The sequence below is a fragment of the Kitasatospora sp. NPDC088160 genome (assembly GCF_044741445.1).
In the GTDB taxonomy this organism is placed as follows: Bacteria; Actinomycetota; Actinomycetes; order Streptomycetales; family Streptomycetaceae; genus Kitasatospora.
The window spans coordinates 80,327-100,160 of sequence record NZ_JBIUSS010000015.1; the positions used below are offsets into that span (position 1 = coordinate 80,327).

Annotated in this window: 13 protein-coding genes; 12 read left to right on the forward strand and 1 reads right to left on the reverse strand. The window is 73.6% G+C overall.

The window, feature by feature from the left end; all coding sequences use genetic code 11:
• Positions 1–192: 192 nt before the first annotated feature.
• From ACIOGZ_RS23660 to pip, 5 genes are all read left to right on the forward strand, one after another.
• A complete protein-coding gene (locus tag ACIOGZ_RS23660; RefSeq protein ID WP_400987132.1) occupies positions 193–714 on the forward strand; it encodes a hypothetical protein in 522 nt (173 codons plus the stop codon).
• 98 nt (positions 715–812) lie between these two features.
• The gene (locus ACIOGZ_RS23665; RefSeq protein ID WP_363588877.1) at positions 813–1,742 is read left to right on the forward strand and encodes a Gfo/Idh/MocA family oxidoreductase; all 930 of its coding nucleotides are present in this window, start codon (positions 813–815) and stop codon (positions 1,740–1,742) included.
• 368 nt (positions 1,743–2,110) lie between these two features.
• Positions 2,111–3,997 carry an endonuclease/exonuclease/phosphatase family protein gene (locus tag ACIOGZ_RS23670; protein WP_400987134.1) on the forward strand — a complete coding sequence of 629 codons (1,887 nt, stop codon included), beginning with the start codon at positions 2,111–2,113 and terminating at the stop codon, positions 3,995–3,997.
• Between the two features lie 109 nt (positions 3,998–4,106).
• Positions 4,107–4,619, forward strand: a complete 513-nt coding sequence (locus ACIOGZ_RS23675) for a GNAT family N-acetyltransferase (protein ID WP_400987136.1) — start codon at positions 4,107–4,109, stop codon at positions 4,617–4,619.
• 95 nt (positions 4,620–4,714) lie between these two features.
• Positions 4,715–5,674, forward strand: coding sequence for a prolyl aminopeptidase (gene pip / locus ACIOGZ_RS23680; RefSeq protein ID WP_400987138.1), 960 nt, complete (start codon positions 4,715–4,717; stop codon positions 5,672–5,674).
• A 57-nt stretch (positions 5,675–5,731) separates the two neighbouring features.
• On the opposite strand, the gene ACIOGZ_RS23685 is transcribed toward pip, so the two are convergent.
• On the reverse strand, positions 5,732–7,723 hold the full coding sequence (locus tag ACIOGZ_RS23685) for a S9 family peptidase (RefSeq protein WP_400987140.1): 1,992 nt from the start codon (positions 7,721–7,723) through the stop codon (positions 5,732–5,734).
• 223 nt (positions 7,724–7,946) lie between these two features.
• Here ACIOGZ_RS23685 and ACIOGZ_RS23690 point away from each other — a divergent pair, with 223 nt between their 5' ends.
• From ACIOGZ_RS23690 to ACIOGZ_RS23720, 7 genes are all read left to right on the forward strand, one after another.
• Positions 7,947–9,683 carry an acyclic terpene utilization AtuA family protein gene (locus tag ACIOGZ_RS23690; protein ID WP_400987142.1) on the forward strand — a complete coding sequence of 579 codons (1,737 nt, stop codon included), beginning with the start codon at positions 7,947–7,949 and terminating at the stop codon, positions 9,681–9,683.
• Complete coding sequence (locus ACIOGZ_RS23695) at positions 9,680–11,278, forward strand: acyl-CoA carboxylase subunit beta (RefSeq protein ID WP_387816043.1); 1,599 nt, start codon at positions 9,680–9,682, stop codon at positions 11,276–11,278. The genes ACIOGZ_RS23690 and ACIOGZ_RS23695 overlap by 4 nt, the downstream gene beginning before the upstream one ends.
• 66 nt (positions 11,279–11,344) lie before the next feature.
• Positions 11,345–13,369, forward strand: a complete 2,025-nt coding sequence (locus tag ACIOGZ_RS23700) for a biotin carboxylase N-terminal domain-containing protein (RefSeq protein ID WP_363588888.1) — start codon at positions 11,345–11,347, stop codon at positions 13,367–13,369.
• Positions 13,370–13,382: 13 nt separating this feature from the next.
• The gene (locus ACIOGZ_RS23705; RefSeq protein WP_400987144.1) at positions 13,383–14,564 is read left to right on the forward strand and encodes an acyl-CoA dehydrogenase family protein; all 1,182 of its coding nucleotides are present in this window, start codon (positions 13,383–13,385) and stop codon (positions 14,562–14,564) included.
• A gap of 234 nt (positions 14,565–14,798) precedes the next feature.
• Positions 14,799–16,439, forward strand: coding sequence for an AMP-binding protein (locus ACIOGZ_RS23710; RefSeq protein ID WP_400987146.1), 1,641 nt, complete (start codon positions 14,799–14,801; stop codon positions 16,437–16,439).
• 143 nt (positions 16,440–16,582) lie between these two features.
• Entirely contained in the window at positions 16,583–17,203 is a 621-nt protein-coding gene (locus tag ACIOGZ_RS23715) for a TetR/AcrR family transcriptional regulator (protein WP_363584637.1), read from the forward strand.
• A 146-nt stretch (positions 17,204–17,349) separates the two neighbouring features.
• Positions 17,350–19,818, forward strand: coding sequence for a SpoIIE family protein phosphatase (locus ACIOGZ_RS23720; protein WP_363584639.1), 2,469 nt, complete (start codon positions 17,350–17,352; stop codon positions 19,816–19,818).
• Positions 19,819–19,834 lie beyond the last annotated feature (16 nt).

The window sequence follows — 19,834 nt, forward strand, 5'->3', positions numbered from 1 at the left end:
GCCGGGACCGTCGTGCCCACCGGAAACCGTTCGACCGCCGTGCTTCCACCGCGAGCCGGCGGGAGGTCAACTGGCGCCCACCACCGGGTGAGTCCGTCTCCGTCGAATGAGAGAATCACCCCGGCCCGCGAATTCCGGCCCGCGAATTCCATTCCATGCGGCCGGAGTTACGACCCACCAAAGGAATCGCAGATGACCGACCTGCCGGCGCCCGCTCCCTTCACCACCGAGGACACCCTGTTCGGCGAGATCACCGTCCGCATCGAAGGCCAGCACCGGGTGACCGTCTCCGGGGATCGGATCCCCACCGCCGTCCTGGAGCGCGACCCGGGCAGCGAGCCGGACCCGCAGATCGCCATCGGCACCCGCGACACCGCCCACCTGACGCTGACCGTCGACGGCTCGCCGGTGCCGCTGCGGCCGGGCCGGGGCAAGTTCCGCCGGAAGTCCTACCGGGTCGAGACCACGTACGACGGCGCCGTCCACGTCCTCGTCCCGGACTCCATCCCCAGCAGCCGGCTCATGCGCGACGGCAAGCGCCTCGGCGACTTCTCCTGCGACGGCGACCAGATCGTCATCGTGGAGTGGCGGGACGGCGCCCCCGCCCGCCCCGCCGACGCCGCGATCGGGTACGTCCTCGCCTCCGCCTTCGGCACGGGCGGGCAGCCCACCTGGATGCTGGTGGTCGAAGGGGTCGCTGCCCTCATCCCCTGAGCCGCCGGGCCGGTCGTTCGCCGGCCCGGCGCCGTTGCGCGGGAGCGGGCGAATAGGGTGGGGCGGATGGTTTTCGGCGCATGAGTATGGAGATTCGTATGAGCTCGACCTCTGTTCCTGACGGCCTGCTCCCGGTCGGGGTGATCGGTCTCGGTGACATTGCGCAGAAGGCGTATCTGCCGGTCCTGGGCGGGTTGCCGGCGCTGGACCTGCGGTTGATGACCAGGGACGGGGCGAAGCTGGACCGGATCGGTGACGCGCACCGGATTGCGCCGGAGAATCGCTTCACCGATCTCGGGGAGTTGATCGGGAGCGGGATCCGGGCGGCGTTCGTGCACGCCGCGACCAGCCAGCACGTTCCGATCGTGGAGCAGCTGCTGACGGCCGGTGTCGACGTCTACGTCGACAAGCCGCTCGACTACACCGTCGACGGTGCCCGCCGGCTCGTCGACCTCGCCGACCGGACGGGCCGCTCGCTGATGGTCGGCTTCAACCGCCGGCACGCGCCCGGCTACGCCCAGGCCAAGGAGCGCCCCCGCGACCTGATCGTCCTGCAGAAGAACCGCGAGGGCCTCGCCGAGGCCGCCCGCTCCCTGGTGTTCGACGACTTCATCCACGTCGTCGACACCCTGCGCTTCCTGGCCCCCGGCGAGATCGAGCACGTCGACGTCCGCGCCCGCGTCCGGGACGGGCTGGTCGAGCACGTCGTCCTGACCCTCGGCGGGGACGGCTTCACGGCGCTCGGCATCATGAACCGGCTCTCCGGCTCGACGGAGGAGATCCTGGAGGTCTCCGGCGCCGACTCCAAGCGGGCGGTGCACAACCTCGCCGAGGTGATCGACCACCGCGGCCAGCCCACCGTCCGCCGGCGTGGTGACTGGGTGTCCGTCGCCCGCCAGCGCGGCATCGAGCAGTGCGTGCTGTCCTTCCTGGACGCCGTCCGGGCCGGCAAGACCCTGGACGCGCACGACGCGCTGCGCACCCACGAGCTGTGCGAGCTGATCGTGGAGCGGATCGAGGCGGGCTGAGGGGACGTCGAGGCAGGTTGAAGGAGCGGGCTGAAGGAGCGGGCTGAAGGACCGGGCTGAAGGGATGGGGATAGGGGCGGGGGTAGGAGCAGGGGCCGGGGCGGACGCCGAAGCGGAACCAGAAGTTCACTGACGGGGTCTTGTCGCGTCATTTTCTACGCGCGTATCTTGGGGTCGCCGCGGGGGACGGGTGACCGGCTTCCGCTTCATCTACGCGGGTAGCGCGTGCCATGGGCACGCCGCCTGACCATGCGTCACGGCCCGGCGGCCGCAGACCCGCCGGGTGGACGACGCGCCCTGTGCCCCGCTCCACCCTCGACCGCCGTGCCACGACCGTGCCGCACGGCGGAGCTAGGAGTCATGCCCCGGTGACCACCGCCCCCGCTCCCCGCCCCCGCCGGGCCCTGCTGCGCGCCGCGATCCTCCCGGCCGGACTGGCCGCCTCGCTGGTGCTCGTCCCGCTGCCGGCCGCGAACGCCGCGCCCACCGCCGCGAACGCCGCCGCCCCGGCCGGGCCGACCGAGGCCGGACCGCTGCGCATCCACGACATCCAGGGCACCACCCGGATCTCCCCGCAGGCCGGGAAGCCCGTCACCGGCGTGCCCGGCGTCGTCACCGGCGTGCGCGCCTACGGCAGCGCCAAGGGCTTCTGGATGCAGGACCCGAACCCCGACGCCGACCCGGCCACCAGCGAGGGCATCTTCGTCTACACCGGCGGCAACCCGACCGTGAAGGCCGGCGACTCGGTCCTGGTCAGCGGCAAGGTCACCGAGTACTACCCGAACTTCGCGGGCGGCTCGCAGTCCGTCACCGAGCTCACCGGCCCCGCCGTCACCGTGCTGTCCTCCGGCAACCCGCTGCCGGCCCCGGTGGTCGTCGACACCCGCAACATCCCCGGCACCTACGCCCCGCCGGCGCCCGAGGGCGGCAGCATCGACGCGCTGCCGCTCGACCCGGAGAAGTACGCCCTGGACTTCTACGAGTCGCTGGAGGGCATGCTCGTCCAGGTCAAGGACGTCCGGGTGATACAGGCGACGGACAAGTACAACGAGCTGTGGGTCGCCGCCGACCGGCAGGACCAGCGCAGCAAGCGCGGCGGCGTGCTGTACGAGTCGTACGCGGAGCCCAACGTGGGCCGCCTGATGGTGCAGCAGCAGGCGGCGGTCACCCCGCAGCAGCCGTTCCCGGTGGCCAACGTGGGCGACGTGCTGACCGGCACCACCACCGGCCCGCTGGACTACAACCAGTTCGGCGGCTACACCCTCGTCGCCGGCACCCTGGGCACGCTCCAGGACAACCACCTCCAGCGCGAGGTCACCGCCAAGGCGGCCGACCGCGAACTCGCCATCGCCACGTACAACGTGGAGAACCTGGCCCCCGGCAACCCGGACGCCAAGTTCGCCGAGCTGGCCCAGGGCATCGTCACCAACCTGCGCTCGCCCGACATCGTCGCCCTGGAGGAGATCCAGGACAACAACGGCGCCAAGAATGACGGCACGGTCGACGCGAGCCAGACCGTCGCCAAGTTCATCGCCGCGATCAAGGCGGCCGGCGGCCCGGCGTACGACTGGCGCTCGATCGACCCGCAGGACGGCAAGGACGGCGGCGAGCCGGGCGGCAACATCCGGCAGGTGTTCCTGTTCAACCCGCAGCGGGTCTCCTTCACCGACATCCCCGGCGGCGCCGCCGCCAGTGCCGTGGACGTCGCCGGCAGCGGCGCCACCACCGCGCTGACCGCCTCGCCCGGCCGGATCGCCCCGACCGACGACGCGTGGACCAACAGCCGCAAGCCGCTGGTCGGACAGTTCTCCTTCCGCGGCAAGAAGGTCTTCGTCATCGCCAACCACTTCAACAGCAAGGGCGGCGACCAGGGCATCGACAGCCGCTTCCAGGCCCCCACCCGCAGCTCCGAGGTGCAGCGGGTCAAGCAGGCCACCATCGAGCAGGCCTTCGTCGCCAAGCTGCTGGCCGCCGACAAGGAGGCGCGCGTCGTCTCGCTCGGCGACTTCAACGACTACCAGTTCTCGCCCGCGCTGGCCGCGCTCACCAAGGACGGGGTGCTGCGCGACCTGGTGAATGAACTGCCGGAGACCGAGCAGTACTCGTACGTCTACCAGGGCAACTCGCAGGTGCTGGACCACATCCTGGTCAGCCCCGAGGTCGGCTACGCCAAGTACGACGTGGTGCACATCAACGCCGAGTTCGCCGAGCAGGCCAGCGACCACGACCCGCAGGTGGTCCGCATCAAGCCCTGAGCGTCAAGCCCTGACCGGTCTGCATCAGGCCCTGACCTGCGGCTATGCTGCCTTCGCCGGAGGTGACCACCGCCGGCGAAGGCGGCTGCGGCAGTGGGGGTCGGAGAGCATGCGGTACCGGATCGAGCGGATGGGGGCCGAGGACTGGCAGCGCCTGCGGAAGGTGCGGCTGGCCCAGCTCCTCGACTTCCCGATGGCCTTCGGCGAGACCCACGCCGCGGCGCAGGCCCTGGGCGAGGCCGACTGGCGGGCCCGGACGGCGCGGGTGAACGAGCCGGGCAGCGTCGGCCTGGTGGCCGTCGACCCGGACGGCGAATGGGTCGGCACGATGCTCTCCGTCCCCGACCGGGACCAGGCCGCGACCGCCGTCCTGATCGGCGTCTGGGTGGCCCCGGAACACCGCGGCCGCGAACGCGGCGTGACGGACGCCCTGTTGGACGCCGCCACCGACTGGGCCCGCACCGAGGGCGGCGCCAAGCGGATGCTGCTCGGCGTGCACGAGGCGAACGCCCGCGCCGCCACCTTCTACCTGCGCCGGGGCTTCACCTACACCGGCGGGGAGACCCCGTACGGGCTCGACCCGCGGGCCCGCATCCTGGAGATGGCCCTCCCGCTGGACTGAAACGCCCTGAGGCCGGCCGAACGGCCTTTCCCACGAAGCGGGTTGGGCGGAAAAGCACGGGCCCCGAGCGCGCCCGCGCCCTAGGATCGACGGTCATGGTTGATCTCTATCCTCCGACGAGTCCCTACGGCCACGGTTTCCTCGACACCGGAGACGGCAACCGGGTCTACTACGAGCAGCTCGGCAACCCCGAGGGCAAGCCCGTCCTGTACGTCCACGGCGGCCCGGGGGCGGGGACGCCGGACCGGCCCACCCGGGCGTGGGACCCGGACTGCTACCGCGTGATCCGCTACGACCAGCGCAACTGCGGCCGCAGCACCCCGCACGCCGGCGACCCGGCGGCGGACATGAGCCTGAACACCACGCAGCACCTGATCGACGACATGGAGCGGCTGCGCGAACACCTCGGCATCGAGCGGTGGTTGCTGAACGGCGCCTCCTGGGGTTCGACCCTCCTGCTGGCCTACGCGCAGCAGCACCCCGAGCGGGTCAGCGAGATCATCATCCAGGCGGTGACGACGACCCGCCGGGCCGAGACCGACTGGCTCTACCGGGGCGCCGGGTCCTTCTACCCCGAGGCGTGGGACCGGTTCCGCGAGGGCGTGCCCGAGGACGAGCGGGACGGCGACCTGCTCGCCGCCTACGCGCGGCTGATGGAGAACCCCGACCGGGCGGTCCGGGCGAAGGCCGCCGCCGGGTGGCTCGCCTGGGAGGACGCGGTCATCTCGAACGAGCCCAACGGCTCTCCCGGCATGTACAGCGCCCGGGAGGTCGACGAGCAGATCGCGTTCGTCCGGATCTGCGCCCACTTCTTCAGCAACGGCGCCTGGCTTGAGGAGGACCAACTGCTGCGCAACGCCCACAGGCTGGCCGGGATCCCGGCGGTGCTGGTGCACGGCCGGCACGACATGGGCTGCCCGGTGCAGACGGCTTGGGAGCTGGCGAAGGCGTGGCCGGGCGCGCGGCTGCACATCTCCGAGGACTCGGGACACATCGGCAGCGAGGAGATGAAGGAGACCGTCCGGGAGGCCATCGAGGAGTTCAAGCACCTCTGATCCTGCTCGGGTTCCGCCACTCGTCGATCACGACTCGATGCCCTCCCGGGTACGGGCTCACAGCCAGCGGTCGTACCAGGCGCGGATGCGCCGGAGGGCGTCGAGTTGATGGGCGCGCTCGTGGAGCCCGTGGCCCTCTCGGGGGTAGACGACGAACTCGTGCTCGACGCCGAAGTGGCGCAGTGCGCGATGGAAGTGGACGGCCTGGCCGAGGGGGACGTTGGTGTCCTGCTCGCCGTGCAGGATCAGGACCGGGGTGCGGATCCGGGACGCGTAGGAGATCGGGCTGTTCCGGTCGTGGAGGTGCGGTCCCGGCCCGTTCCAGCCGGTGCTGCCGCCGAGCGCCGCGTCCATGGCTCCCCACTCGCCGGTCCCGGCCTGCATGCCCCAGTCGGTGATGCCCGCGCCCATCATGGCGGCCTTGAACCGCCCGGTCTGGCCGATGGCCCAGGCCGCCATGAAACCGCCGTGGCTCCAGCCGGAGATGCCCAGGCGTTCGGGATCGGCGACTCCCTCGGCGACCAGCAGGTCGATCCCGGCGAGGATGTCGGTCCACTCGTCGCCGCCCACCGCTCCCGCCACCACGGCGGCGAATTCATGGCCGTGGCCCGACCCGCCCCGGGGATTGGGCAGGAAGACCGCGTATCCGGCGGTCGCCAGCCACTGGCCGCAGTCGACCGCGGTGAGCGTGAACTCGTCGGCATGGCGGAAGTAGGGGCCGCCGTGGACCATGGTGACGAGCGGGAACGGGCCCTGGCCCCGAGTCCGGCCGGCCGGCAGGATCAGCAGGCCGTCCAACTGGAGTCCGTCGGACGCCTGGTAGCCGAGCCGTTCCTGGGCACCCCAGCGGATCCCGCGCAGTTCGGGGCTGGTGTCGCTGAGCCGGAGCAGTGGCCCGCCCGTGGGGCCCGCGTGGACGTTCCTGGGCTCGCGCGCGGTGCTCAGCAGCACGGCGAGGGTCGCTCCGGAGCGACTCGCAGTGAGCCCGGCGAGCGTGCCGGGCGTGCCGAACGTGCCTGGCGTGCCGGGCGCGCAGGACAACCGGTGGAACCGCAGCGACTGCGGATCGAGCCGGTACAGCGCGGTGTCCAGCCCGTCGGCGAACAGCGCCAGCGGCGGCCCGTCGGCGACCTGCACCAGCTCGGTGGGGCAGGCGGACATGCCGACCGTGAGATCGCGCTGTTCGACGGTCGGGCCGGTCGCCGGCGGCACGGTGTCGATCACGGCGAGCGCGCCGACCAAGTGCCCGGGGGTCACCGCCAGGTGGGCCAGATGCCATTCACCGTCGTGATGCCACCAGACCGGGGACCGGGCCTCGAATCCGACCGGGCCCAGGTCCTGGACGGCTCCCGTCTCCGGGGCGACCAGGTGCAGTCCTGCCGTCGTCACGCCGGGGTCGAGCTCGGGGGTGGCCCAGCTCAGCACGGCCAGCGGGCCGCCGTCCGGACGCTGGGCCACCTCCACGACATGGCGGTCTCCGAGGCCGTCCACGGTGCGGACCGCGCCGGTCGCCAGGTCGAGCAGGCGCAGCCGGGTGGCGGGGAGGTGCCGGCCCCAGACCTTCGCGTCGTCACCCTCGGCCTCCCGGCGTTCGTCCTCCGGGGTGGGCTCGTCCTCGGCGAGCAGCGCCACGGTGCGGCCGTCGGCGAGCGGGTAGTGGTCGCAGATGCCCCCGCGCCACCTGGTCAGGGGCTCCGCCCGGGCGATGTCCCCGCTGCCGTCCAGAAGGATCCGCCGGAGTTGAGCGGTGCCCCGCTCCTCGCGGTCGGAGGTGAGAAACAGAGAAGCCGAGTCCGGCGCCCACTTCGGGGCGGCGGCGCGGGCCGTGCCGTCGGTCAGCCCGCGCGGGGCAGCGCTGCCATCGGCGGCGGCGACCCAGACCGAGCTGTGCGGGCGTCCTTCCCTTCCACTGTTCGCGACCACGCCGTAGGCGACCAGGCGACCGTCCGGCGAGATGGCCGGCGCCGCGGGGGTGGCCATGTCCACCACCAGTTCCGCGGTGAGCGGGTCGGTCGACTCGGGAGTCGGTCGCGGTGCGGGATGCGGCATGCGGGCTGCCTTTCACTCGCCAGTACGACGGACGGACATCGTGTCGCACCGACGGGCCGGTGTCAGTCGGGTTTCGGAGAATCGGGCCGTACGCGGCCCTGTCGAGTGCGGCCACCGGCTCGAAACAAGCAGGCGTGATTGCTTTTTTTCGCGCCCGGTGCCACGCTGCTGCCCGGCGGCGCTCGTGTGGGGGCGTCGCCAACCCGTCGGCAGGGGAGGCGCTTTGGCGCGCGAACGCTCGGTACTGCGGGTCGGCAACGCCTCGGGGTTCTACGGGGACCGCTTCGCGGCGGTGCGGGAGATGCTCACCGGCGGGCCGCTGGACGTGCTCACCGGGGACTACCTGGCGGAGCTGACCATGCTCATCCTGGCCCGGGACCGCCTGAAGGACCCGTCCCTCGGCTACGCCCGGACGTTCCTGCGGCAGATGGAGGAGTGCCTCGGCCTGGCGCAGGAGCGCGGGGTGAGGATCGTGGTGAACGCGGGTGGGCTGAATCCGGCCCGGCTCGCCGCCGAACTGCGGAACCTGGCACAGCGCCAGGGCCTCGCGGTGGCCGTCGCCCACGTCGAGGGGGACGACCTGATGCCGCGCAGGAGCGAACTCGGCTTGCCTGACGGCCTGTTGGCCGCGAACGCCTACCTCGGCGGCTTCGGGGTGGCGGCCTGCCTGGCCGCGGGCGCCGAGGTGGTGGTCACCGGGCGGGTCACCGACGCGGCGCTGGTCGCCGGGCCCGCGATCGCCCACTTCGGCTGGACGGCGGCAGACTTCGACGCCCTCGCCGGGGCGGTGGTCGCCGGGCACGTGCTGGAGTGCGGCGCCCAGGCGACGGGCGGGAACTACGCGTTCTTCCGCGAGCACGACGTCACCCGCCCGGGCTTCCCGATCGCCGAACTGCACGCCGACGGCTCCAGCGTGATCACCAAGCACCCGGGCACCGGCGGCGCCGTCACCGCGGGCACCGTCACCGCCCAACTCCTGTACGAGACGGGCGGTGCGCGCTACCTGGGCCCGGACGTCACCGCCCGGCTGGACACCGTGCGGCTCGCCGAGGAGGGGCCGGACCGGGTCCGGATCGACGGGGTACGCGGCGAGGCGCCGCCGCCCACGCTGAAGGTGGGCCTGAACCGGCTCGGCGGCCACCGCAACGAGGTGGTGTTCGTCCTCACCGGCCTCGACATCGAAGCCAAGGCCGACCTGGTGCGGCGGCAGTTCCTGGACGCCCTGCCGCCCGCCGCCCGGCCCGCCGAACTGCGCTGGACGCTCGCCCGGACCGACCACCCGGACGCCGGCACCGAGGAGGCCGCCTCCGCCCTGCTCCGGCTCACCGCCCGCGACCCGGACCAGGCCAAGGTCGGGCGCGAACTGGGCAAGGCCGCCGTGGAGTTGGGGTTGGCCGGTTACCCGGGCTTCCACCTCACCGCGCCGCCAGGCCCCGGCGCGCCGTACGGGGTGTTCGCCGCCGCGTACGTCGACGCCGAGGCCGTCGAGCACACCGCCGTGCTACCGGACGGCCGCCGGCTCGCCGTCCCGCCGGCCCCGGTGACGAGCCGACCTGCTGAGACCTCCGAAGAGCCAGCGCTCCCCGCAGTACTCCCAACTGCACTCCCCGCAGAACCCCCCGCCGGCCCGCGTCGCCGCGCCCCGCTCGGCCTGGTGGCCGGCGCCCGCAGCGGCGACAAGGGCGGCGACGCCAACCTCGGCGTCTGGGCCCGCTCCGAGGCGGGATGGCGCTGGCTCGCCCACACCCTCACCGTCGACAAGCTGCGCGAACTCCTGCCCGAGACCGCCGACTTGCCCGTCACCCGGCACCTGCTCCCGAACCTGCGCGCGGTCAACTTCACCCTCACCGGCCTGCTCGGCGAAGGCGTCGCCGCCCAGCACCGCTTCGACCCGCAGGCCAAGGCCCTCGGGGAGTGGCTGCGCTCCCGCCACCTCGACATCCCGGAGGCCCTGCTGTGACCGTGCTGCCCACCCGCGTCGACCCGGCCGGGCCCGAGTACGCCGAGTACCGCGCCGCGATGCTCGCCAAGCTCGCCGGGCTGGACGCCGAGCACGCCAAGGCGCTGGCCGGCGGCGGCCCCAAGTACGTGGACCGCCACCGCGCCCGCGGCAAGCTGCTGCCGCGCGAGCGGATCGAGCTGCTGGTCGACCCGGACTCGCCGTTCCTGGAGCTCTCGCCGCTGGCCGCCTGGGGCAGCGACTACCCGGTGGGCGCGGCGCTGGTCACCGGCATCGGCGTGATCGAGGGCGTGGAGTGCCTGATCACCGCCAACGACCCGACCGTGCGCGGCGGCGCCAGCAACCCGTGGACCCTGCGCAAGGCCCTGCGCGCCAACGAGATCGCGTTCGACAACCGCCTCCCGGTGGTGAACCTGGTCGAGTCCGGCGGGGCCGACCTGCCCAGCCAGAAGGAGATCTTCATCCCCGGCGGCGCGTTGTTCCGCGACCTCACCCGGCTCTCCGCCGCCGGAATCCCCACCGTGGCCGTGGTGTTCGGCAATTCGACGGCCGGCGGCGCCTACGTCCCCGGCATGTCGGACCACACCGTGCTGGTCAGGGAGCGCGCCAAGGTGTTCCTCGGCGGCCCGCCGCTGGTCAGGATGGCCACCGGTGAGGAGGCCGACGACGAGTCGCTCGGCGGCGCCGAGATGCACGCCCGCACCTCCGGTCTGGCCGACCACTTCGCGGCGGACGAGGCGGACGCGCTGCGGCTGGCCCGCCGGATCGTCGCCCGGCTGGACCACCGCAAGCCGGGCCCGTCGCCGGACCGGCTCGCCGAGCCGCCGAAGTACGACGAGGAGGAGCTGCTGGGCATCGTCCCGGGCGACCTCAAGGTGCCCTTCGACCCGCGCGAGGTGATCGCCCGGATCGTCGACGGCTCCGACTTCGACGAGTTCAAGCCGCTCTACGGCACCAGCCTGGCCACCGGCTGGGCCCGGCTGCACGGCTACCCGGTCGGCGTGCTGGCCAACGCGCAGGGCGTGCTGTTCAGCGCGGAGTCCCAGAAGGCCGCCCAGTTCATCCAGTTGGCGAACCAGCGGGACATCCCGCTGCTGTTCCTGCACAACACCACCGGCTACATGGTCGGCCGGGCGTACGAGCAGGGCGGCATCATCAAGCACGGCGCGATGATGATCAACGCCGTCGCCAACTCCCGGGTGCCGCACCTGTCGGTGCTGATCGGCGCGTCCTACGGCGCCGGCCACTACGGCATGTGCGGGCGGGCGTACGAGCCGCGCTTCCTGTTCGCCTGGCCGAGCGCCAAGTCCGCGGTGATGGGCCCGCAGCAGCTCGCCGGGGTGCTGTCGATCGTCGCCCGGCAGTCGGCCGCCGCGAAGGGGCAGCCGTACGACGAGGACGCGGACGCGGCGATCCGCGCCATGGTCGAGCAGCAGATCGAGGCCGAGTCGCTGCCGGTCTTCCTGTCCGGGCGGCTGTACGACGACGGCGTGATCGACCCGCGCGACACCCGTACGGTGCTCGGCCTGTGCCTGTCCGCGATCCACAACGCGCCGGTCGAGGGCGCGCGCGGCTACGGCGTCTTCCGGATGTGAGACCGAACTGTTCGACCGAGCTGCGAGACCGAGCTGCGAGACGGAGCTGTGAGGGGCACCCGAGACATGATCACCAACCTGCTGGTCGCCAACCGTGGCGAGATCGCCCGCCGGGTCTTCCGCACCTGCCGGGCCCTGGGCGTCGCGACCACCGCCGTCCACTCCGACCCGGACGCCGGGGCCGCGCACGTCCGTGAGGCCGACGCGGCCGTGCGGCTGCCCGGCGCCGCGCCCGCCGACACCTACCTGCGCGCCGACCTGATCGTCCGCGCCGCGCTGGCGGCGGGCGCGGACGCCGTCCACCCCGGGTACGGATTCCTGTCGGAGGACGCCGGGTTCGCGCAGGCCGTGCTGGACGCCGGGCTGGTCTGGGTCGGCCCGCCGCCGGCCGCGATCGCCGCGATGGGCTCCAAGACGGCCGCCAAGCGGCTGATGGCCGAGGCCGGGGTGCCCGTGCTGGACGCCCTGACCGACCCCACCGAGGTCGACCTGCCGCTCCTGGTCAAGGCGGCGGCGGGTGGCGGCGGACGCGGCATGCGGGTGGTGCGCACGCTCGCGGAGCTCCCCGGCGAACTGGCCGCCGCCCGCGCCGAGGCGGCGAAGGCCTTCGGCTCGGACGAGGTGTTCTGCGAGCGCTACCTGCCCGCCGGGCGGCACGTCGAGGTCCAGCTGCTGGCCGACGCGCACGGCACGGTCTGGGCGGTCGGCGACCGCGACTGCTCGCTCCAGCGGCGGCACCAGAAGGTGATCGAGGAGGCCCCGGCCCCCGGCCTGCCCGAGGCGGTGCGCGCCGGGCTGCACGCGGCGGCCGTCAGCGCCGCCCGGGCGATCGGCTACACCGGTGCCGGTACGGCCGAGTTCATGCTCGGCGAGGACGGCCGGTTCCACTTCCTGGAGATGAACACCCGCCTCCAGGTCGAGCACCCGGTCACCGAGGCGGTCACCGGACTGGACCTGGTGGCGCTCCAACTCGCCGTCGCCGAGGGGGAGCGGCTGCCCGGGCCGGTCCCGCCGCCCGCCACCGGCTGCGCGATCGAGGCCCGGCTGTACGCGGAGGACCCGGCGAAGGACTGGCAGCCCGCCACCGGCACCCTGCACCGCCTCGAACTCACCGTGCCGCACCAGGAGTTCGGCGGCCGGGGTGTCCGGCTGGACTCCGGCGTGGCGGCCGGCGACGAGATCACCCCGCACTACGACGCGATGCTCGCCAAGGTGATCGCCTGGGCGCCGACCCGCGCCGCCGCCGCCCGCCGGCTGGCCGACGCGCTCGCCCGCGCAGAGGTCCACGGGCCCGCAACCAACCGGGAGTTGCTGGTCCGCGCGCTGCGGCACCCGGCCTTCCTGGCCGCACGCCTGCACACCGGCTTCCTGGCCGAGCACGCGGCCGAACTCACCGCCCCGGACGGCAGGGAGACCGCGCGCGCCGCCCTGGCCGCCGCCCTCGCCGACGCCGCCGCCCGGCGCACCGGGCCGCACGGCGCACTGCCGTCGGGCTGGCGCAACCTGCCCTCGCAGTCGCAGTCCAAGCGCTACCGCACCGACGACGGCGCAGAGTTGGAGGTCCGATACCGCCTCACCCGGGACGGCCTGCGGGCCGACGACCACCCGCGGACGGAGCTCCTGGACGCCTCGCCCGAGCAGGTCACGCTGCGCGAGGGCGCCGTCCGGCGCGGCCACCGCGTCGCGCGCTACGGCGACCGGGTGTACGTCGACACCCCGAACGGCGGCATCGCGCTCACCGCCCTGCCGCGCTTCCCCGACCCCGCCGCCCGGGCGGACCCGGGCGCGCTGCTCGCCCCGATGCCCGGCACCGTCGTGCGCACCACCGCCGCCGTCGGCGACACCGTCACCGCCGGTCAGCCGCTGCTCGTCCTGGAGGCGATGAAGATGGAGCACCGCGTCACCGCCCCCGCCGACGGCGTCCTGGTCGAACTCCACGCCGCCCCCGGCCGGCAGGTCGAACTCGGCACCCTGCTCGCCGTCGTGCAGCCCGAGGCCGGTCCCGCCGCCGAGCCCACTGCAACAGCCGCCGTCCAGCCCGCCGCCGAGCCGACCGCACCAGCCGCCGTCCAGCCCGCCGCAGAAGCCTGAGGAAGGACCCCGCATGTCCACCATCGGCAGTCAGCTCATCGAGACCACAGAACGCCGGGCCCTGCGCCAGGCCGTCGGCGACCTCGGCCGCCGCTACGGCTCCGCCTACTACATGGCCAAGGCCCGGGCCGGCGAGCCCGCCGACGAGCTGTGGGCGGACGCGGGCAAGGCCGGCTACCTCGGCGTGAACCTGCCCGCCGAGTACGGCGGCGGGGGCGGCGGCATCACCGATCTGGCCATCGTGCTGGAGGAGTTGGGCTCGGCCGGCTGCCCGCTGCTGCTGCTCATCGTCTCCCCGGCGATCTGCGGCACCGTGATCGCCCGCTTCGGCACCGAGGAGCAGAAGCAGCGCTGGCTGCCCGGACTCGCCGACGGCAGCCGCAAGATGGCCTTCGGCATCACCGAGCCGGACGCCGGCTCCAACGCGCACCGGATCTCCACCGTCGCCCGCCGGGACGGCGGGGACTGGCTGCTGACCGGCCGCAAGGTGTTCGTCTCCGGCATCGACCACTGCGACGCCGTGCTGTTCGTCGCCCGCACCGAGACCGCGGACACCGGCGGGGGCCGCAGGCTCAAGCCCTGTCTGTTCATCGTCCCGCGCGACGCCGCCGGCTTCGAGTACCGGGCGATACCGATGGAACTCGTCGCCCCCGAGAAGCAGTTCCAGGTCTTCCTGGACGACGTCCGGCTGCCCGCCGACGCCCTGGTCGGCGACGAGGACGCCGGCCTGCTGCAACTGTTCGCGGGCCTCAACCCCGAGCGCGTGCTGACCGCCGCGTTCTCCCTCGGCCTGGCCCGCCAGGCCCTCGGCAAGGCCGTCGAGTACGCGAAGACCCGCACCGTCTGGTCCACCCCGATCGGCGCCCACCAGGGCCTGGCCCACCCGCTGGCCCAGTGCGCGGTGGAGATCGAGCTGGCCCGGCTGATGACCCAGAAGGCCGGGCTGCTCTACGACGCGGGGGAGGAGCTGGCCGCCGGGGAGGCCGCCAACATGGCCAAGTACGCGGCCGGCGAGGCCGCCGCCCGTACCGTCGACCAGGCGGTGCAGACGCTGGGCGGCAACGGCCTCACCCAGGAGTACGGGCTGGGCGCGCTGCTGGCCGCCACCCGGGTCGGCCGGGTCGCCCCGGTCAGCCGCGAGATGGTGCTCAACTACGTCGCCCAGCACACCCTCGGCCTCCCGAAGTCCTATTAGTCCGCCTCCTTCCAGGGCGCACCGGAAGCACCTACCGGACCCACCGGACGCACCGCACCCACCGGACGCACCCACCGGACGCACCCGCCCGGCGTGCCCCCGGTGGGTCACCAGAGGGACATCTCGGCGAACTTTGCAGTGGCGGACGTCATGGTCCGTATGCTCCTGTTCGTACCCTCGGTCGACCTTTCGCCGCGCCAGCCGATGCGTCAACTACCTTTCTGGAGGCTTACTTTGGTGTTCCGCAGCGAATTCCCGGACGTGCCGACGGTGGACCTGCCGATCCATGAGGCGGTGCTCGGCGGCGCGGCGGCGTACGGTGACCGGCCGGCCCTGATCGACGGCGTCACCGGGGAGTGCGTGAGCTACGCGCGGCTCGCCGCCGGCGTCGAGCGGGTGGCCGCCGGACTGGCCGCGGCCGGGGTGCGCCAGGGCGACGTGGTGGCCCTGTTCAGCCCCAACACGCTCGGCTACCCGACGGCCTTCTACGGTGCCACCCGGGCCGGCGCCACCGTGACCACGGTGTCCTCGATGGCCACGCCCGCCGACCTGGCCGGGCAGCTCGGCGACAGCGGCGCCCGCTGGCTGGTGACCGTCTCCCCGCTCCTGCCGACCGCCAGCAAGGCCGCCGCCCTGCTCGCCGAGCAGGGCGGCCCACTGGCCGAGATCCTCGTCCTGGACGGCGCGGAGGGCCACCGCTCGCTCGCCGACCTGCTGACCACCACCGGCCCCGCCCCCGGGATCGCCATCGACCCGGGCCGGGACGTCGCCGTACTGCCCTACTCCAGCGGCACCACCGGACTGCCCAAGGGGGTGATGCTCACCCACCGCTCGATCGCCACCAACCTCGCCCAGTGCGACGCCCTCTACCGGCCCGCCGTGGGCGAGCGGGTGCTAGCCGTGCTGCCCTTCTTCCACATCTACGGCCTGACCGCGCTGCTCAACCAGCCGCTGCGCTGCGGCGCCACCGTGGTGGTGCTGCCCCGCTTCGACCTGGAGCAGTTCTGCCGCACCATCGAGGAGCAGCGGGTGCAGGCGCTGGTGGTCGCCCCGCCGATCGCGCTCGCCCTGGCCAGGCACCCGGTCGTGGACCGCTTCGACCTCTCCTCCGTCGAGTACCTGCTGTGCGCGGCCGCTCCGCTGGATCCGGAGCTCGCCGCCGCCTGCGCCCGCCGCCTGGGCCTGCCGCACCTGCTCCAGGGCTACGGCATGACCGAGCTGTCCCCGGTCACCCATGTGGTCTCCCCGCTGGAGCGCGACCCCTCGCCCGGCTCGGTGGGGCGGCTGATTCCCTCCACCGAGCTGCGGGTCGCCGCCCTGGACGGGGCCGGCGAGGACCTCGGGCCCGGCGAGCCGGGCGAGCTGCTGATCCGGGGCCCGCAGGTGATGAAGGGGTACTTCGGCCGGCCCTCCGACACCGCCGCGGTGGTCGACTCCGAGGGCTGGCTGCACACCGGCGACGTCGGCTTCGTCGACGACCGGGGGTACCTGTACATCGTCGACCGGGTGAAGGAGCTGATCAAGTACAAGGGCCACCAGGTGGCCCCGGCCGAACTGGAGGCCGTGCTGCTCGGCCACCCGCAGATCGTCGACGCCGCCGTGATCGGCGTCCCGGACGCCGACGGCACCGAGTGCCCCAAGGCCTTCGTGGTCCGTGCTCCGGGCAGCGGCCTGAGCGCGGAGGACGTCACCGGCTTCGTGGCCGGGCTGGTGGCCCCCTACAAGAAGGTCCGCGCGGTGGAGTTCGTCGAGGCCGTCCCCAAGTCCGCGGCCGGCAAGATCCTCCGCCGCGAGCTGCGGGCCCGCGAGGCCGAGCGCCGTGCGGCGTCCGCGACCGCAGCCGCCGCGCCCACCGCCCCCGAGGCCTCCCGCTGAGCGGCCGGGCCCCCGGCGGCCGAAGACCGGCGCCCGTCTGTGAGGATCGACCCGCCGAGCACGGCGGGCCCGCCGACCGCGACGGGCCCGTCGGGCACGACCGGCCCGCCGAGCCCCCACCGGAACAGGAACCGCCGCCAGCCATGACCAGCCACCCCGCCGTCCGCACCCCCCAGCAGGACCGCAGCCGCGCCACCCGGGCCCGGCTGCTCGCGGCGGCCGTGAACTGCCTGGCCGAGCTCGGCTGGCACGGCTCCACCGTCACCGTGGTCGCCGAGCGCGCCGGAGTGTCCCGGGGTGCCGCCCAGCACCACTTCCCGACCCGCGAGGACCTGTTCACCGCGGCCGTCGAACACGTCACCGCCGAGCGGCTGGCCGCCGTCCGCGCCCACACGGACGAGCTGCCGGCCGCCGGCCCCGACCGCACCCGGGCCGTCGTCGACATGATCGTGCGCCTCTACACCGGTCCCCTGTTCCGCGCCGCCCTGCACCTGTGGACGGCCGCCGCCACCGAGGAGCCGCTGCGCGAGCGGATCATCGCCCTGGAGGGGCACGTCGGCCGGGAGGCCCACCGGGCCGCCGTCGAGTTCCTGGACGCCGACGAGACCCGCCCCGGCGTGCGCGAGTCCGTGCAGGCCACCCTCGACCTCGCCCGCGGGCTGGGCCTGGCCAACCTGCTCACCGACGACAGCGTCCGACGATCCGGGGTGATCCGGCAGTGGACCGGCGTTCTGGAGAGTACGCTGCGGCCGGTACGCCCATGACTCCCGTACTACCGGAGCGACCGGACGACCCCTGACCAAGGGGTCGCCGGGCGGCCGATGTCCGTGCAGTCTGGAGAAGAATCCCGGCCGACACGGACCGTGAGGCCCCCGGCCGGGCACGAGCCGAACCGGGGTGCTGCCTGATCATGCACGGAAACGAGTGGGACGTGACCTCCGCCGCCGGCCCCGCACCGGGCGGCACCCCCGTACGCCCCGAAGGCCACCGACTCGTCCCGCTCGCGACGGCCCTGCTCCAGGGCGACGGCCTGATCCTGCACTGGAGCGAGGACGCCGAGGCGCTGCTCGGCTACTCCGCCGAGGAGGCCGTCGGCAGCTACGCCGCCCAGCTGCTCACCGACGGCACCGACCGCCCCGAGGTGCTGTCCCTGTTCTCCCACATCATGGGCGGCTCCACCGGCTGGTCCGGCGTCTTCCCCGTCCGCCACCGCGACGGCCACAAGGTCGACCTGGAGTTCCGCACCTACCCGATCGCCGGCCCGGCCGGCACCCTGCTGCTGCTCGCCACCGCCTCCGACATCCGCGCCCTCCAGGCGGTCGAGGCCGACCTCGCCGTCCTCGACGGCGTCTTCGACCGCTCACCGATCGGCATGGCCGTGTACGACACCGAGCTGCGCTACGTCCGGCTCAACGAGGCGCTCGCCCGGATGAACGGCGTCCCCGTCGCCGCCCACCTCGGCCGCCGGATACCCGCGGTGCTGCCCGGCATCAACAGCGTCGAGATCGAGCAGACCATGAGGCAGGTGCTCAGGAGCGGCAAGCCCGTGGTGGACGCCCGCTCCCACGGCCGGGTGCCCGGGGACCCCAAGCGCGACCGCGCCTGGTCCGCCTCCTACTTCCGGCTGGAGGACTCCACCGGCCGGGTCTTCGGCGTCTGTTCCTCGATCATCGACGTCACCGAGCGCTTCCAGGCCGAGGCCCGCGCCGCCCGCGCCCAGGAGCGGCTCGCCACCATCGCGGAGGCGACGGCCCGGATCGGCACCACCCTCGACCTCCAGCGCACCGCGGAGGAGCTGATCGAGGCCGTCGTCCCCCGGTTCGCCGACTTCGCCACCGTCGACCTGCTGGAACCGGTGCTGCGCGGCGCCGAACCCACCCCCATCCCCTCCGACCGGACGGTCACCCTGCGTGCCGTCGCCGTCGGCGAGTCCTACGAGTCGGGCCTCGCGCACGCCGTGGACACCGTCGGCGAGACCTCCGAGTACGCCCCCGACCGCAGCTACACCCAGTGCCTGCGCAGCGGACGCCCCCTGCTGCGCGCCCACGTGGACGCGGAGGTGCTGCGCGGCCTGGTCGCCAGCGAGGACCGGGTCGAGCCCGGCATCGCGGCGGGCATCCACTCGTACCTGATGGTGCCGCTCACCGCCCGGGGCATGGTGCTCGGCGGCTCCGAGTTCATCCGGATGCGCAACTCCGAGCCGTTCAGCGACGCCGACGTGGCGCTCGCCGAGGAACTGGTCGCCCGCACCGCGCTGGCCATCGACAACGCCCGGCTCTACCGGCGCGAGCGGGAGACGGCGCTCACCCTCCAGCGCAGCCTGCTGCCGCAGGAGATCCACCGCACCCTGGGCCTGGAGATCGCCTACCGCTACCTGCCCAGCAGTGTGGTCAGCGAGGTCGGCGGCGACTGGTTCGACGTCGTGCCGCTGTCCTGCGGCCGGGTCGCCCTGGTGGTCGGCGACGTGATGGGCCACGGCATCCGGGCCGCCGCCACCATGGGCCAGCTGCGCACCGTCGCCCGCACGCTCGCCACCCTCGACATGCCGCCCGAGCAGGTCCTCACACGCCTGGACGAGACCGCCTCGGGCATCGGCGAGGGCCAGTTCGCCACCTGCATCTGCGCGGTATACGACCCGCTGGAGCGCACCGTCCAGGTCGCCTCGGCCGGCCACCTGCCGCCGATCTGGGTCGCCCCCGACGGCACCGCCAGCAGGGTCGAGGTGCCGCCCGGCGTGCCGCTGGGCGTCGGCGGGGTGGCCTTCGAGTCGATCGAGTTCACCCTGCCCGAGGGCGGCATGGTCACCCTCTACACCGACGGCCTGGTCGAGCGGCGCGGCCAGGACCTCGACGACGGCATCGACCTGCTGGCCGACACCCTCGCCGGGCCCGGCCGGACCCTGGAGGAGAACTGCGACGCCGTCCTCGGCGCACTGGTCACCGACGGCACCGAGGACGACATCGCGATGATCATGGCGCGGGTGCTGCCACTGCCCGCCGACCGGATCGCCACCCTCCCGCTCACCGGCGGCGGCCGGCTGCCCGGCAAGGCCCGCCGCTTCACCCGCGCCACCCTGGACGCCTGGGGCCTGACCGCCCTCTCCGACTACGCCGAACTGCTGGTCAGCGAGCTGGTCACGAACGCCCTGCTGCACGCCGACGCCCCGCGGCGGCTGCGGCTGTTCCGCGACCGGGTGCTCACCCTGGAGGTCTCCGACGCCGGCGGGGCGGCCCCGCAGCTGCGCCCCTTCGCCGAGCAGGACGAGGGCGGGCGCGGCATGTTCCTGGTCAGCGAGCTGGCCCAGCGCTGGGGCAGCCGGCTGACCAGGGACGGCAAGGTGGTCTGGGCCGAGCTGGAACTGCCCTTCGGGGCTGCTTAGTTCCCCGTCAGCGCGG

Coding starts and splice junctions, on each gene's coding strand:
- ACIOGZ_RS23660 (WP_400987132.1), top strand. CDS start 193: ATGACCGACCTGCCGGCGCCCGCTCCCTTCACCACCGAGGACACCCTG.
- ACIOGZ_RS23665 (WP_363588877.1), top strand. CDS start 813: ATGAGCTCGACCTCTGTTCCTGACGGCCTGCTCCCGGTCGGGGTGATC.
- ACIOGZ_RS23675 (WP_400987136.1), top strand. CDS start 4,107: ATGCGGTACCGGATCGAGCGGATGGGGGCCGAGGACTGGCAGCGCCTG.
- pip (WP_400987138.1), top strand. CDS start 4,715: ATGGTTGATCTCTATCCTCCGACGAGTCCCTACGGCCACGGTTTCCTC.
- ACIOGZ_RS23685 (WP_400987140.1), bottom strand. CDS start 7,723: ATGCCGCATCCCGCACCGCGACCGACTCCCGAGTCGACCGACCCGCTC.
- ACIOGZ_RS23700 (WP_363588888.1), top strand. CDS start 11,345: ATGATCACCAACCTGCTGGTCGCCAACCGTGGCGAGATCGCCCGCCGG.
- ACIOGZ_RS23705 (WP_400987144.1), top strand. CDS start 13,383: ATGTCCACCATCGGCAGTCAGCTCATCGAGACCACAGAACGCCGGGCC.
- ACIOGZ_RS23715 (WP_363584637.1), top strand. CDS start 16,583: ATGACCAGCCACCCCGCCGTCCGCACCCCCCAGCAGGACCGCAGCCGC.
- ACIOGZ_RS23720 (WP_363584639.1), top strand. CDS start 17,350: ATGCACGGAAACGAGTGGGACGTGACCTCCGCCGCCGGCCCCGCACCG.